Source organism: Cellvibrio fontiphilus (assembly GCF_042646205.1).
Taxonomy (GTDB): Bacteria; Pseudomonadota; Gammaproteobacteria; order Pseudomonadales; family Cellvibrionaceae; genus Cellvibrio; species Cellvibrio fontiphilus_A.
Map to the genome: position 1 here is coordinate 1 of NZ_JBHRTF010000014.1, position 15,987 is coordinate 15,987.

General features: G+C 48.5%; 13 protein-coding genes and 1 tRNA gene. All 14 read left to right on the forward strand.

Annotation, left to right across the window (positions count from 1 at the left end; translation table 11 throughout):
- Positions 1-99: EF-Tu C-terminal domain-related protein (locus ACFODX_RS16160; protein ID WP_378121088.1), on the forward strand; the 99-nt coding region annotated here is incomplete at its 5' end.
- Between the two features lie 62 nt (positions 100-161).
- Positions 162-237 (forward strand) — tRNA-Trp (locus ACFODX_RS16165).
- A 25-nt stretch (positions 238-262) separates the two neighbouring features.
- Entirely contained in the window at positions 263-631 is a 369-nt protein-coding gene (secE, locus tag ACFODX_RS16170; protein ID WP_378121070.1) for a preprotein translocase subunit SecE, read from the forward strand.
- 6 nt (positions 632-637) lie between these two features.
- Positions 638-1,171: a transcription termination/antitermination protein NusG gene (nusG, locus tag ACFODX_RS16175; RefSeq protein ID WP_378121072.1), complete on the forward strand. Its 534-nt coding sequence runs from the start codon at positions 638-640 to the stop codon at positions 1,169-1,171.
- Positions 1,172-1,313: 142 nt separating this feature from the next.
- Positions 1,314-1,745: a 50S ribosomal protein L11 gene (gene rplK / locus ACFODX_RS16180; protein WP_378121074.1), complete on the forward strand. Its 432-nt coding sequence runs from the start codon at positions 1,314-1,316 to the stop codon at positions 1,743-1,745.
- A gap of 1 nt (position 1,746) precedes the next feature.
- On the forward strand, positions 1,747-2,442 hold the full coding sequence (gene rplA / locus ACFODX_RS16185) for a 50S ribosomal protein L1 (protein ID WP_378121075.1): 696 nt from the start codon (positions 1,747-1,749) through the stop codon (positions 2,440-2,442).
- A gap of 235 nt (positions 2,443-2,677) precedes the next feature.
- Positions 2,678-3,172 (forward strand): 50S ribosomal protein L10, encoded by a 495-nt coding sequence (rplJ, locus tag ACFODX_RS16190; RefSeq protein ID WP_378121076.1) that lies wholly within the window; start codon positions 2,678-2,680, stop codon positions 3,170-3,172.
- A gap of 65 nt (positions 3,173-3,237) precedes the next feature.
- Positions 3,238-3,606 (forward strand): 50S ribosomal protein L7/L12, encoded by a 369-nt coding sequence (gene rplL / locus ACFODX_RS16195; RefSeq protein WP_378121078.1) that lies wholly within the window; start codon positions 3,238-3,240, stop codon positions 3,604-3,606.
- Between the two features lie 264 nt (positions 3,607-3,870).
- Positions 3,871-7,956: a DNA-directed RNA polymerase subunit beta gene (gene rpoB, locus ACFODX_RS16200; RefSeq protein WP_378121081.1), complete on the forward strand. Its 4,086-nt coding sequence runs from the start codon at positions 3,871-3,873 to the stop codon at positions 7,954-7,956.
- Positions 7,957-8,082: 126 nt separating this feature from the next.
- Positions 8,083-12,306, forward strand: coding sequence for a DNA-directed RNA polymerase subunit beta' (rpoC, locus tag ACFODX_RS16205; protein ID WP_324259687.1), 4,224 nt, complete (start codon positions 8,083-8,085; stop codon positions 12,304-12,306).
- Positions 12,307-12,571: 265 nt separating this feature from the next.
- Positions 12,572-12,943: a 30S ribosomal protein S12 gene (gene rpsL / locus ACFODX_RS16210; RefSeq protein ID WP_324259688.1), complete on the forward strand. Its 372-nt coding sequence runs from the start codon at positions 12,572-12,574 to the stop codon at positions 12,941-12,943.
- A gap of 142 nt (positions 12,944-13,085) precedes the next feature.
- Positions 13,086-13,556 carry a 30S ribosomal protein S7 gene (rpsG, locus tag ACFODX_RS16215; RefSeq protein WP_007644453.1) on the forward strand — a complete coding sequence of 157 codons (471 nt, stop codon included), beginning with the start codon at positions 13,086-13,088 and terminating at the stop codon, positions 13,554-13,556.
- 90 nt (positions 13,557-13,646) lie between these two features.
- Positions 13,647-15,767 carry an elongation factor G gene (gene fusA / locus ACFODX_RS16220; protein ID WP_378121084.1) on the forward strand — a complete coding sequence of 707 codons (2,121 nt, stop codon included), beginning with the start codon at positions 13,647-13,649 and terminating at the stop codon, positions 15,765-15,767.
- A gap of 34 nt (positions 15,768-15,801) precedes the next feature.
- On the forward strand, positions 15,802-15,987 hold a 186-nt coding region (locus ACFODX_RS16225), incomplete at its 3' end, for a GTP-binding protein (protein ID WP_378121086.1).

A 15,987-nucleotide genomic window follows, 5' to 3' on the forward strand; every position in this document is an offset into this window, starting at 1 on the left:
TTGATTCACCCAATCGCGATGGAAGACGGCCTGCGTTTTGCTATCCGTGAAGGTGGTCGTACTGTTGGTGCTGGTGTAGTTGCCAAAATCATTCAGTAATTGAAGCTAGATAAAGGTCGGGCCGCTGTGGTCCGTCCTTTTCTTATTGCTTGTTTTGTCTTAGGCCAGTAGTTCAATTGGTAGAGCACCGGTCTCCAAAACCGGGTGTTGGGGGTTCGAGTCCCTCCTGGCCTGCCAAATTTCATGAAGGTTTCCTGCGATAATGACAGCAAATACTGAAGAAAAAGTTTATCGACTTGACGCATTAAAATGGGTTTTGGTCTTTGCGGTGGTTGCGGCTGGTGTTGTTGGGAACTCTCATTTTTCAGCTGAATCAATTCTCTATCGTGCACTTGGTTTAATGGTGTTGGCAGCACTTGCCATAGCTATTGCTCTGCAAACTGCAAAGGGTGCTGCGATATCCGAGGTGGTGCGTGGTTCTTTAGTTGAGTTGCGTAAAGTTGTTTGGCCCACTCGTCAAGAAACTAACCAAACAACACTTATTGTGCTCCTTGTTGTTTTTGTTACTGCAGTTATCCTCTGGCTGCTTGACACATTATTTGGTTTTGTTGCCTCAAGTATCATAGGTTAATTCGGTATGGCTAAGCGTTGGTACGTTGTTCATGCTTACTCAGGCTATGAGAAAAAGGTTGCTATTTCTCTGCGTGAGCGCGTTGCACTCTATGGGATGGAAGAAAGCTTCGGTGAAATTCTAGTCCCCACTGAAGAAGTGATTGAGATGCGTGGTGGTCAGAAGCGTAAAAGTGAGCGCAAATTTTTCCCAGGCTATGTGTTAGTTCAGATGGAATTAAATGACGACACTTGGCATCTCGTAAAAGATACGCCCCGCGTTATGGGATTTATAGGCGGAAAGGCAGATCAGCCAGCTCCTATTACAGAGAAAGAAGCTGAAGCAATACTTCGCCGTGTTGATGATTCAATGGAAAAGCCGAAGCCGAAAACTGTCTTTGAGCCTGGCGAGATGGTTCGAGTAATTGATGGTCCATTTAATGACTTTAATGGTGTTGTTGAAGAAGTAAATTACGATAAAAACAAGCTTCGTGTGGCTGTTCTGATTTTTGGTCGTTCTACCCCAGTTGAGCTGGAGTTTGGTCAAGTCGAAAAGACTTAATTAAGAAGATTTTTAACGCCCCTCTTCGCTAAAAGCGAGGAGGGGTTTTCGTGTCTCAGTAGTAGATTGAGGCGGGGAGCCTAAGACGCTAATTTTTGCCAAAAAATTAGTTGAGGCGCTAATACCCATAGGGGAGTTAATCATGGCAAAAAAAGTAACCGCTTACGTTAAGCTGCAGGTTGCAGCTGGCAAGGCAAACCCAAGTCCACCAGTAGGCCCAGCTCTTGGTCAGCATGGTGTAAATATTATGGAGTTCTGTAAGGCGTTCAACGCGCAGACTCAGGGTATGGAAGTTGGTGCTCCAGTTCCTGTGATCATCAGTGTATATAGCGATCGCAGCTTTACTTTCGTAATGAAAACGCCTCCAGCTTCTTTCTTGCTGAAAAAAGCTGCCGGAATCACTAGCGGTAGTGGGCGTCCAAATACCAACAAAGTCGGCAAGGTAAACCGTGCCCAGCTTGAGGCAATCGCAACTACTAAAATGCCGGATTTGACTGCTGCTGATATGGATGCTGCTGTACGCACCATTGCAGGTTCTGCGCGTTCTATGGGCCTGGATGTGGAGGGGGTATAAGATGGCTAAAATTACTAAGCGTCAACGTGCAATTAACGAGAAGATTGACACTAGCAAGCAGTATTCAATCGAAGATGCAGTGGCTTTGTTAAAAGAGCTCTCTACTGTCAAGTTTGCTGAAACTGTGGATGTTTCTATCAGTCTTGGTATTGATCCTCGTAAGTCAGACCAGTCTGTTCGCGGTGCAACCACACTGCCACACGGCAACGGCAAGTCCGTGCGTGTCGCTGTATTTACCCAAGGGGCGAATGCTGAAGCTGCAAAAGCAGCGGGTGCTGAGTATGTTGGAATGGATGAACTGGCAGCTGAAATCAAGGCCGGTAAGATGGATTTTGATGTTGTCATCGCAAGCCCTGATGCAATGCGTGTTGTTGGTCAATTGGGTCAAGTACTTGGTCCTCGTGGTCTTATGCCAAACCCTAAAACAGGCACAGTAACTCCTGACGTTGTAACTGCAGTTAAAAATGCAAAAGCTGGTCAAGTTCGCTATCGCGCTGAAAAAGGCGGTATCGTGCACGGCGGCTTAGGTAAGATTTCTTTCGAGGCAGTGGCTATCAAAGAAAACCTTGAAGCTCTGGTTTCTGACCTGAAAAAAGCTAAGCCTGCAACTTCAAAAGGCATTTATCTGAAGAAAATTTACCTGAGCACGACAATGGGCCCTGGCCTATTGATCGATCAGGCTTCGCTCGCAGTTTAATTGCGAGCTAAAGAACTTTGGGGTCCGCTAATCAGTGGGCCGTCAAAGACCGTAGGTGTTCAATAATTTTTTTGAACTTAATAACCTACGCAGATGGTGAGACCCAATTTGCTGCATTAATTGCAATAAATTAAATCACCGAATAATGGTTCTAATGAGTTTAGTTAGAGCTTGTAGTTAACGATAATCAACCGATAAATATTAAGGTGCTGATTATCCATGCAGGAGAAATCCCGTGGCATTAGGACTTGAAGGCAAAAAAGCGATTGTCGCTGAAGTCCAAGAAGCTGCAAAGAGCGCTTTGTCAGCCGTTATCGCCGATTCTCGCGGTGTAACTGTTGGCAAAATGACTGCTCTGCGCAAGCAAGCCCGTGAAGCAGGCGTCTGGGTAAAAGTCGTCCGTAACACGTTGGCTCGTCGCGCTGTGCAAGGTACAGCTTACGAGTGTCTTTCTGACAAGTTCGTAGGTCCAACTTTGATTGCATTTTCTACTGAGCACCCAGGTGCTGGTGCGCGTATCCTTCAGGATTTCGCGAAAGAAAATGATAAGTTTGAGTTGAAAGCTGCTGCCTTTGAAGGTGAGTTAGTGAACATCGCAATGTTGGCAACTCTGCCAACATACGACGAAGCTATTGCTCGCCTGATGAGCGTGATGAAAGAGGCTTCCGCTGGCAAACTGGTTCGCACTATTGCGGCAGTTCGCGATCAAAAAGAACAGCAAGCAGCTTAATCTTCGGATTGATGCTTACTTTTAGATTTAATGAGCAATATGCTCCACTAATTAGGAATTGAGACATGTCTCTGACTAAAGACGATATCATCAATGCCATCGCAGAAATGTCTGTTAAAGACGTTGTTGAGCTGATCACTGCAATGGAAGATAAATTTGGCGTTAGCGCTGCTGCCGCTACTGTTGCTGTAGCTGCTGGTCCTGTTGCTGCTGCTGAAGAACAAACTGAGTTTGACGTAATTCTTTCTTCTGCTGGCGATAAGAAAGTAAACGTTATTAAAGCAGTGCGTGAATTGACCGGCCTTGGCTTGAAAGAAGCTAAAGATTTGGTTGAGAGCGCTCCTAAAGCAGTTAAAGAAGCAGTTTCCAAAGCCGATGCTGATGCAGCCAAGGCTAAACTGGAAGAAGCTGGCGCACTCGTAGAAGTTAAGTAATTTTACGCAGTGTCATCGCGTCCATTTGCAGAATGGGCACAAGGCTGGTGAGCAGTTTGCTCGCCAGCCTTTTTCTGTTTTCAGAAACCTATCGTGTGTTGTAGCAAAAGCGTGAGGCACAAATAGCTGTTGCGCTGGTTATGCTAATGATTGCTTCGAAGCAGTCTGAAAATTATCGAATTCAAGCAAGTTTTTACAAAGAAACGCACACGCGTTTTCATGGCTGCGATCAAGCCCGATTCGCGAACAAGCTGGGGAATACAGATGGCTTACTCATATACTGAGAAAAAACGTATCCGTAAGGATTTTGGCAAACTGCCACATGTAATGGATGTACCTTATCTTTTGGCGATTCAGTTAGATTCCTACAGAAAGTTTACCCAGGCAGATACCCTGCCCACCAAGCGTGAAGATATGGGTTTGCACGCTGCTTTTCGCTCTGTTTTTCCTATTGTTAGCTACTCAGGCAATGCAGCCCTCGAATACGTGAGCTACAACCTTGGCAAAGCCGCTTTTGATGTTAATGAATGTATTCTGCGTGGTGTTACCTACGCTGTTCCCTTGCGAGTGAAAGTTCGTCTGATTATTTATGATCGCGAATCTTCTAATAAAGCAATTAAAGACATCAAAGAGCAAGAAGTTTATATGGGCGAAATTCCGCTCATGACCGACAACGGTACTTTTGTTATTAACGGTACTGAACGCGTTATCGTATCTCAATTACATCGCTCACCAGGTGTGTTCTTTGATCACGACAAGGGCAAGACGCACTCTTCTGGTAAGTTGCTGTTTTCTGCGCGCATTATTCCCTATCGCGGTTCATGGTTAGATTTTGAATTCGACCCTAAAGATTTACTCTATGTGCGTATTGATCGCCGCCGTAAATTACCTGCCACCATCCTGTTGCGTGCGCTTGGCTTTAGCTCACAAGAAATGTTGGCAATGTTCTTTGATACCAGTGCGTTTATGCTGGGCAAAGATGGCCAGTTTAGTTATGAAGTGGTTCCGTCTCGCTTACGTGGCGATGTTGCTACCTTCGATATCAAAGACGACAAAGGCAATGTGATTGTCGAAGAAGGTCGCCGTATTACTGCACGCCATATCCGTCAGTTGGAAAAAGCTGGCGTCAACCAGATGGATGTTCCAGCGGAATATCTGCTGGGGCGTTCTTTGGCGAAAGATATTATTGATACCCGCACTGGTGAGCTGCTTTTTGAATGCAACACTGAAATCACCGCTGATGTTCTGTCAAAGCTTGCTGCGGCTGGTGTAGAAAAAGTTGAGACGCTTTACACCAACGAGTTGGATTGTGGTGCGTTTATTTCTGACACTTTGCGTGTAGATCCAACCCGCACTGCATTAGAGGCGCTCGTTGAGATCTATCGCATGATGCGTCCTGGCGAGCCGCCAACCAAAGAATCGGCAGAAGCGCTGTTCCAGAATTTGTTCTTCTCGCAAGAGCGTTATGACTTATCCGCCGTAGGTCGTATGAAATTCAATCGCCGTTTAGGGCGTGAAGCCGAGACTGGCGAAGGTACGCTTTCTAACGACGATATAGTCGATGTGATGAAGACATTGATTTCTATTCGCAACGGTAAAGGCGTTGTTGACGATATCGATCACCTGGGCAACCGTCGTGTTCGCTCTGTGGGAGAGATGGCTGAAAACCAGTTCCGCGTTGGTTTGGTCCGTGTTGAGCGCGCTGTGAAAGAACGCTTGTCTATGGCGGAAAGTGAAGGCTTAATGCCGCAAGATCTGATCAATGCCAAGCCCGTTGCTGCCGCAGTAAAAGAATTCTTCGGCTCTTCACAGCTTTCGCAGTTTATGGATCAGAACAATCCGCTCTCGGAGATCACGCACAAGCGTCGTGTCTCTGCGCTTGGCCCAGGCGGTTTGACACGGGAGCGTGCTGGCTTTGAGGTGCGTGACGTACATCCAACGCACTATGGTCGTGTGTGCCCGATTGAAACGCCGGAAGGTCCAAACATTGGCCTGATCAACTCCCTGGCAACCTATGCGCGCACCAACAACTACGGCTTCCTTGAGAGCCCGTATCGCAAAGTTGTCAATGGCAAAGTCACCAACGAAATTGATTTCCTGTCAGCAATTAATGAGTCTGATTACGTTATTGCTCAGGCATCGGCAACGCTCGATGAAAATGGCAATCTGACTGAAGAGTTAGTGTCTGTTCGTCACTTGAACGAATTTACATTGAAAGCCCCCGCAGACGTTCAATATATGGATGTGTCTGCACGTCAGGTCGTTTCAGTTGCAGCCTCTCTGATTCCGTTCCTTGAGCACGATGACGCCAACCGTGCTCTCATGGGTTCGAACATGCAGCGTCAAGCAGTCCCAACCCTGCGCTCACAAAAGCCACTGGTAGGAACCGGTATGGAGCGCAATGTAGCTGCCGACTCCGGTGTGTGTGTGGTCGCTAAACGCGGTGGTGTGATTGATAGCGTTGATGCTGGTCGTATCGTAGTAAAAGTTCACGATGCAGAAGTTGAGGCCGGTGATGCCGGTGTTGATATTTACAACCTGATCAAATACACCCGCTCCAACCAAAATACCTGTATCAACCAGCGCCCGATTGTAAGCATGGGTGATAGTGTCTCGCGCGGCGATATTTTGGCTGATGGTCCATCAGTAGATATGGGTGAGCTGGCTCTTGGGCAAAACATGCGTATCGCATTTATGCCTTGGAACGGTTACAACTTCGAAGACTCGATTTTGGTCTCAGAGCGCGTTGTACAAGAAGATCGCTTCACCACCATCCATATTCAGGAATTGACCTGTATCGCACGCGATACCAAGTTGGGTAGTGAAGAAATCACTGCAGATATCCCCAATGTTGGTGAGAGCGCACTGAGTAAGCTTGATGAATCTGGCATTGTTTATATTGGTGCCGAGGTAGGTGGTGGCGACATTCTGGTAGGTAAGGTAACGCCAAAAGGTGAAACCCAACTCACTCCGGAAGAAAAGCTGCTGCGTGCTATCTTCGGTGAAAAAGCCTCCGATGTTAAAGACACATCTTTGCGTGTGCCTTCAAGTACCAAAGGTACAGTGATTGACGTTCAGGTATTCACTCGCGATGGACTTGAAAAAGACCAGCGCAGCCTGGAAATTGAAAAGGCTCAGTTAGATGAAGTGCGTAAAGACCTCAACGAAGAATACCGTATTGTTGAGTCTGCAACTTTCGAGCGTTTACGTTCTGCTTTGGTTGGTCAAACCGTTGCGTCAGGAAAAAATGTGAAGAAAGGCGAAGCCTTAACGCATGAAATCCTTGATGGTTTGGAAAAAGATCAGTGGTTCAAATTGCGTATGACGGAAGAGGCTCTTAACGAGCAAATCGACCGTGCAGAAGAACAGCTGGCAGAGCGCCGCAAGATTCTTGACGAGCGTTTCGAGGACAAGAAGCGCAAGTTGTCTACTGGCGACGACTTGGCTCCTGGCGTGTTGAAAATCGTTAAGGTTTATCTCGCGATCAAGCGTCGTATCCAGCCTGGCGACAAGATGGCTGGTCGTCACGGTAACAAAGGGGTTATCTCGGTCATTATGCCGATCGAAGATATGCCCTATGACGAAAACGGCGAAACTGTTGATATCGTCCTCAATCCTCTCGGCGTACCCTCACGTATGAACGTGGGTCAGGTGTTAGAAATGCACTTGGGTATGGCCGCCAAAGGTCTGGGTGTAAAAATCAACAACATGCTGCAAGAGCAAAAAGCTATCGCAGAGATTCGTTCTTTCCTCGAAGAGGTTTACAACAAGACCGGGGATGTAGCTGCGAAAGAAGATCTGGCCTCATTCAGCGATAAAGAGATTCTGGATCTGGCTAAAAACCTCGTTGATGGCGTGCCTATGGCCACACCAGTGTTCGATGGTGCAAAAGAACACGAGATCAAGGCTTTGTTGCGTTTGGCCGGCTTGTCAGACACTGGCCAAACCGTGCTCTACGATGGTCGTACTGGTGATCAGTTCACTCGACCAGTTACTGTCGGCTACATGTATATGCTGAAGTTGAACCACTTGGTGGACGACAAGATGCATGCCCGTTCAACAGGTTCTTACAGCTTGGTTACCCAGCAGCCTCTGGGTGGTAAGGCGCAATTCGGTGGTCAGCGTTTCGGTGAGATGGAAGTGTGGGCGCTGGAAGCATACGGTGCAGCTTATACCTTGCAGGAAATGTTGACCGTTAAGTCGGATGACGTTGCCGGTCGTACCAAGATGTACAAAAACATCGTGGATGGTGACCATCGCATGGAGCCTGGCATGCCGGAATCTTTCAACGTATTGGTTAAAGAGATCCGCTCTTTGGGTATCAACATAGAGCTTGAACAGGACGAATAATTCGTTTTTTGCTCCGGTAACGGGAGTTAACTCTCGTTACCCTGTTGTTTGCCTGTCAGCATTGCCGACAAGAATTTGCCTCGAAGTTTAATGAAAGCTCCCGCGGAGCCAACAGGAGAAAGCGCCTTGAAAGACTTACTGAATTTGCTCAAGTCCCAGGGACAGGTCGAAGAGTTCGACTCTATTCGTATTAGTTTGGCATCACCCGAAATGATTCGTTCATGGTCATTCGGCGAAGTTAAAAAGCCGGAAACCATTAACTATCGTACCTTCAAGCCAGAGCGCGAAGGTTTGTTTTGCGCCAAAATATTTGGCCCCGTAAAAGATTACGAGTGCTTGTGTGGTAAGTACAAGCGCATGAAGCACCGCGGCATTATCTGTGAGAAGTGCGGTGTTGAAGTGACTCTGGCAAAAGTGCGCCGTGAGCGTATGGGTCACATAGAGTTGGCCAGCCCGGTTGCGCATATCTGGTTCTTGAAGTCACTGCCGAGCCGTATTGGTTTGCTGTTGGACATGACCCTGCGCGATATTGAACGCGTGCTTTATTTTGAATCCTACGTTGTGACCGAGCCTGGCATGACTACGCTTGAGCGCGGTCAATTGCTCTCTGACGAGCAATACTTCGAAGCGATGGAAGAGTTTGGTGACGAATTCGAGGCGCAAATGGGGGCTGAAGCAATTCAGACCTTGATGCGTGCTATCGACTTGGAATCGGAGATCCAACGCCTGCGCGAAGAAATTCCAAACACCACCAGCGAAACCAAGATCAAGAAATACTCCAAGCGTTTGAAACTGTTGGAAGCATTCTTCTTCTCGGGCAATAAGCCTGAGTGGATGGTCATGGAAGTGTTGCCGGTATTGCCGCCTGATTTGCGCCCATTGGTTCCGCTGGATGGCGGTCGTTTTGCGACCTCTGACTTGAACGATTTGTATCGTCGCGTAATCAACCGTAACAACCGTTTGAAGCGCCTGCTGGACTTGAATGCGCCAGACATCATCGTGCGCAACGAAAAACGTATGTTGCAAGAAGCGGTAGATGCATTGCTTGATAACGGCCGTCGCGGTCGTGCGATCACCGGTTCAAACAAGCGTCCGCTGAAATCTTTGGCGGATATGATTAAGGGTAAGCAAGGTCGTTTCCGTCAAAACCTGCTTGGTAAGCGTGTTGACTACTCTGGTCGTTCGGTGATCGTGGTAGGTCCAACCCTGCGTTTGCATCAGTGCGGTCTGCCAAAGAAAATGGCACTGGAATTGTTCAAACCGTTTATTTTCAGCAAGCTTGAATTGCGCGGTTTGGCAACCACCATCAAAGCCGCCAAGAAAATGGTTGAGCGTGAAGAAGCTGTTGTTTGGGATATTCTCGACGAAGTTATCCGCGAGCACCCAGTTCTCCTGAACCGTGCACCGACACTTCACCGTCTTGGTATTCAAGCATTTGAGCCCGTATTGATCGAAGGTAAGGCAATCCAACTGCACCCGCTGGTTTGTTCCGCGTACAACGCCGACTTCGACGGTGACCAGATGGCAGTTCACGTTCCTCTGACTATTGAAGCTCAGCTGGAAGCGCGCGCCCTGATGATGTCTACCAACAACATTCTGTCGCCCGCGTCAGGTGAGCCAATTATCGTTCCTTCTCAGGACGTGGTATTGGGCTTGTATTGGATGACTCGTGACCGTGTAAACGCCAAGGGCGAGAACATGGTATTTGCTGATCCAGCAGAAGTGTCGCGGGCTTATTATTCCAAGCAAGTTGATCTCCAGGCTCGTATCAAGGTGCGCTTGAGCGAAACCCTGATCGGTGAGGAAGGCGAGAAAACTACTACAGTGAAATTGGTTGATACCACTGTTGGTCGCGTCTTGTTGTGGGAGATTTGCCCGCCCGGCATGCCGCTGGAAATGATTAACCGTCCGATGGTTAAGAAGGCCATTTCAGCAGCAATCAACTACTGCTATCGCGTGGTTGGTTTGAAAGCTACCGTGATTTTTGCCGACCGCTTGATGTATATGGGCTATGACTTCTCTACCAAGTCTGGTTCATCTATCGGCGTTAATGACTTTACTATTCCTGCTGCCAAGGCTGAGATCATCGGTCGTGCCGATGCAGAAGTGAAAGAGATTGAAACCCAGTACGCGTCAGGTCTGGTAACCCAGGGTGAGAAGTACAACAAAGTCATCGACATCTGGTCGCGCGCCAATGATCTGGTTGCCAAATCGATGATGGAAGGTATTTCCAAAGAGTCGGTTATCAACCGCGATGGCGTTGAAGAGTTGCAACCTTCTTTCAACTCAGTGTTTATGTATGCCGACTCGGGTGCGCGTGGTTCGCCAGCCCAGATTCGTCAGTTGGCCGGTATGCGTGGTTTGATGGCGCGTCCAGACGGCTCGATTATTGAAACGCCCATCAAGGCGAACTTCCGTGAAGGTTTGAACGTACTCCAGTACTTCATCTCAACCCACGGTGCGCGTAAAGGTTTGGCGGATACTGCACTTAAAACGGCAAACTCCGGTTACTTGACTCGTCGTTTGGTTGACGTTGCTCAGGATCTGGTGGTAACCATGCAAGACTGTGGCACCGATGAAGGCCTGACCATGTCGCCTGTTATTGAAGGTGGCGATGTTATCGAATCTCTGGGTGATCGCATTCTGGGTCGTATCATTGCTCGCGATGTTATTCGTCCGGGTACAGATGAGATTCTAGTTCCTGCGGGCACTATGATCGACGAAGCTTGGGTTGAGCGCGTTGAAGCCATGGGTATCGACGAAGTTCTGGTTCGTTCGCCCATTACTTGTGAGGCGCGCAGTGGTATCTGCTCTATGTGCTACGGTCGTGATTTGGCTCGTGGTCATCGCGTTAACGTGGGTGAAGCAGTGGGTGTTATCGCAGCCCAGTCAATCGGTGAGCCAGGTACCCAGCTGACCATGCGTACCTTCCACATCGGTGGTGCGGCATCGAGAGCATCTGCCGCGGATAGCGTACAGGTTAAACAGGAAGGTACCGTTCGTTTGCTTAACGTGAAGGTAGTCAGCAACCCGGCCGGTAATTTGGTCGCTGTGTCGCGCTCCGGTGAATTGGCGATTGCCGATGCCAGCGGTCGTGAGCGTGAGCGTTACAAGATTCCTTACGGTGCATTGATCACAGTAAAAGATGGCGAGGCTGTCAAAGGTGGCCAAGTTATCGCTAAGTGGGATCCGCACACTCACCCAATCGTATCGGAAGTGGCGGGTACAGTTGCCTTCTCGGGTATGGAAGATGGTCTTTCTATTCGTCGTCAAACCGACGAGCTGACTGGTCTTAGCTCTATCGAGATTCTCGATCCGGCTGAGCGCCCTTCTGCGGGTAAAGATTTGCGTCCAGCAGTAACTCTGGTCGATGCTAAAGGTAAAGAGTTGTTCTTGGCCAACACCAATGTGCCTGCACACTACATGCTGCCGGCCAAGGCGATTTTAAGCATCAACAACGGCGACATCATCAATGTGGGCGACATTATTGCGCGTATCCCACAAGAGGGTTCCAAGACCCGCGACATTACCGGTGGTCTGCCGCGTGTTGCTGACTTGTTTGAAGCGCGTCGTCCGAAAGAGCCGTCAATTTTGGCGGAAATCTCAGGTACCGTCAGCTTTGGTAAAGAAACCAAAGGTAAGCGCCGCTTGATTATCACCCCAACTGATGGTCAGGTATTAGAAGATGGTTCAACTCACTACGAAGTCTTGATTCCAAAGCATCGTCAGCTGACGGTTTTTGAAGGTGAGATGGTTGCCAAGGGTGAAGTTGTTTCTGATGGCCCAAGCAACCCGCACGATATCCTGCGTTTGCAGGGTGTTGAGGCACTGGCGCGTTACATCACTAACGAGATTCAAGATGTTTATCGTTTGCAAGGTGTGAAAATTAACGACAAGCACATTGAAACCATTGTGCGTCAGATGTTGCGTAAGGTAGAAATCACCACTATGGGTGACTCTTCCTTCGTGAAAGGCGAGCAGGTCGAATACAACCAGTTGCTGGAGGAGAACGAAAAGCTGCGTGCAGAGGGGCGTCAGCCTGCCAACTATGAGCGTCAACTGTTGGGTATCACCAAAGCGTCTTTGGCAACAGAATCGTTCATTTCTGCAGCGTCGTTCCAAGAGACTACTCGCGTTCTTACAGAGGCTGCTGTAACTGGCAAAAAAGATGCATTGCGTGGCTTGAAAGAGAACGTTGTTGTAGGTCGGTTGATTCCTGCAGGTACAGGCTTGGCCTACCATTCAGACCGCAAGCGCCGTCGTGAGGCAGCGCAAATACAAGATGTTGGTGTGAGCGCTGAAGATGTCGAAGCAGCACTAACCGAGGCGCTAAAATCAAGCATTGGCTAATGCTTGTTAGTAAATAAGAGTCACCTAGGTGTCTCGGGCAATATCCCAAGCAAGACTGGCTATGCCAGTCTTGCTTTTTTATCGGGCAAGCTATTGCTTGGTCAGTAAATAAGCGGACTTTGCCTTGACGGTGGGGGAGTGCATCTTTACAATGCGCCACCCACTTTTTCCGAAGTGGGAAGCAGGTGTCTTTAATAGAAAACCCGCTTTCTTAAACCTGCCTTCGATAAGATGAAGGCGTTTTTTATCTATGGAGTTAGTTTTCATGCCGACGATCAACCAGTTGGTTCGTAAGCCAAGAAAACGTATCGTAGACAAGAGCGACGTTCCTGCTCTGCAAGGCAATCCGCAAAGACGCGGTGTTTGCACTCGCGTTTATACGACTACACCTAAAAAGCCAAACTCAGCATTGCGTAAAGTGTGCCGTGTTCGTTTGACCAATGGTTTTGAAGTGTCTTCCTATATCGGCGGTGAAGGCCATAACTTGCAAGAGCACAGCGTGGTGCTGATTCGTGGTGGTCGTGTAAAAGACTTGCCAGGTGTGCGTTACCACACTGTACGTGGTTCACTGGATACTTCCGGTGTTGCCAAGCGTAAACAAGGTCGCTCCAAATACGGTGCAAAACGTCCTAAGTAATGTCTCGGGCGGATGTTTTTCCGCCGCTAGCATTCTTTGTTCGTTGATGTTTTTCGGTTTACCACCGAGTAAGGCCAAGCAAACTTCAAACAATCTGGTTTTTAGTGTTGTCTTGGAAAATCCCTGAAGAGAGGCTTTTGACATGCCAAGAAGACGAGTCGTCGCCAAACGCGACACGCTGCCGGATCCTAAGTACGGCAACGTGACTCTGGCGAAATTTATGAACCACGTGATGATCAGTGGTAAGAAGTCGGTAGCAGAGCGCATTATTTATGGCGCTATGGATATCGTTAAAACCAAATTGAACCGTGATCCTTTGGAGGTTTTCTCCGAGGCTCTTGAAAACATTGCTCCGTTGGTTGAGGTTAAATCTCGCCGTGTGGGTGGTGCAACTTATCAAGTTCCAGTTGAGGTTCGTGCGTCTCGTCGTACCGCTCTGGCAATGCGTTGGTTGGTAGATTACTCACGCAAGCGTGGCGAGAAATCAATGCCTGCTCGCTTGGCTGGTGAGTTGATGGATGCTGCTCAAGGTAAGGGTGCTGCGGTTAAAAAACGTGAAGACGTTCACCGTATGGCTGAAGCGAACAAGGCGTTCTCGCATTTCCGTTTCTAATTCGGGTGCAGCTTCAAACATCCTGTGTAAAGCAAAGGCAGCAAGGCTGCCTTTGCTTTATGTGGCGAATAGTAATCGGAGAGAAAAGCAGTGGCACGTAAGACTCCTATCGCACGTTATCGCAACATCGGCATATGCGCGCACGTTGATGCTGGTAAAACGACCACTACTGAGCGCATATTGTTTTATACCGGTCTGTCTCACAAGCTTGGTGAGGTTCACGACGGCGCTGCCACTACGGATTGGATGGTGCAGGAGCAGGAGCGGGGAATTACCATCACTTCGGCTGCCGTAACCACTTTTTGGAAGGGTATGGCAGGTCAATACGATGAGCACCGTATCAATGTTATTGATACGCCGGGTCACGTTGATTTTACCATTGAGGTGGAGCGCTCTCTGCGTGTGTTGGATGGAGCTGTGGTTGTCTTGTGTGGTTCCTCGGGCGTTCAGCCGCAAACCGAGACGGTATGGCGTCAAGCTAACAAATATGAAGTTCCACGGATTGTGTTTGTCAATAAGATGGATCGCACGGGTGCCAATTACCTGAGGGTGGTCGAGCAATTAAAATCCCGATTGGGGGCAAGCCCTGTTCCTTTGCAGATGACTATTGGTGCGGAGGATGAATTTAAAGGTGTGGTTGATCTTGTAAAGATGCAAGCAATTATCTGGAATGAGGCTGATCAGGGTATGACTTTCAATTACGAGTCTGTGCCAGCTGAGATTCAGGAGTTGTGTCAAAAAATGCGCGAGCAGCTGATTGAAGCGGCCGCCGAATCAAGCGAAGAACTGATGGAGAAGTACCTTGGTGGTGAAGATCTGACCGAGAGTGAGATTAAGGCGGGTATACGTGCTCGTACCTTGGCAAATGAAATTATCCCGGTGATAGGTGGTTCGGCCTTTAAAAACAAAGGTGTCCAGGCAATGCTGGATGCTGTGGTTGATTATCTGCCGGCGCCTACTGAAGTGAAGGCGATAGAGGGTGTTTTGGAGGATGGTGAAACTGTTGCTAGCCGCATGGCAAGTGATGATGAACCCTTTTCTGCGCTCGCCTTTAAAATTGCAACCGATCCGTTCGTTGGCACTCTGACTTTCTTTCGCGTTTATTCCGGAACCTTGCAGTCTGGCGATACGGTGTTGAATTCGGTTAAAGGTAAAAAAGAGCGGGTTGGGCGCATGGTGCAAATGCATGCCAATCAGCGCAATGAGATTAAAGAAGTACTGGCTGGTGATATTGCTGCCGGTATCGGTTTCAAGGATTGCACTACTGGCGATACTTTGTGTGCAATAGATCATCCGATTGTTCTTGAGCGAATGGACTTTCCTGAGCCAGTGATTCATGTGGCGGTTGAGCCAAAAACGAAGGCTGACCAAGAAAAGATGGGTGTTGCTCTGAGCAAGTTGGCTCAGGAGGATCCATCCTTCCGTGTTCGCACCGATGAGGAGACTGGTCAGACTATTATTGGTGGTATGGGTGAGTTGCACCTCGATATCATTGTTGATCGTATGAGTCGTGAATTTGGTGTGGAGGCAAATATAGGTAAGCCTCAGGTGGCTTATCGCGAAGCCATTCGTAACACTTGTGAAATTGAAGGCAAGTTTGTTCGTCAATCTGGTGGTCGAGGTCAATACGGCCACTGTTGGATTCGCTTCTCTCCTGGTGCAGATGAGAGTGCAGAAGGCTTGGAGTTTGTGAATGAAGTAGTTGGCGGTGTGGTTCCTAAAGAATTTATACCGGCAATTCAAAAGGGTATTTCCGAGCAGATGCAAAATGGCGTGTTGGCAGGTTACCCGTTGTTGGGTCTTAAGGCTGTCGTTTTTGATGGCTCCTATCATGATGTTGATTCATCGGAAATGGCGTTTAAAATCGCTGCTTCTATGGCGACCAAGAAGCTGGCTCAAAAAGGCGGTGCTGTGCTGCTGGAGCCGATCATGAAAGTTGAGGTTGTTACTCCCGAAGCCAATATGGGTGATGTGGTGGGTGACCTCAATCGTCGTAGGGGCATGATTCTGGGTATGGATGAGAGTCCGATGGGTAAGGTAATTGATGCAGAGGTGCCGCTGGCTGAGATGTTTGGTTATGCGACTTCACTGCGTTCTGCCACTCAGGGGCGCGCCACCTATACCATGGAATTTTTGAAGTATCAGGAGGCTCCGCGCAATATTACTGAAGAGTTTGTTGCAAAGGGTCGAGTGCAAAGAGACGAAGAATAGTTTCGACATTTCATCTATACAGAGGAATTGAAAAGTGGCAAAAGAGAAGTTTGAACGTAACAAGCCCCACGTCAACGTGGGCACCATTGGTCACGTTGACCACGGTAAAACCACGCTGACTGCAGCGCTGACTCGCGTTTGCGCAGAAAGCTGGGGTGGTGCGTTTGTTGGTTATGATGGTATCGATAACGCACCTGAAGAAAAGGCGCGCGGTATTACC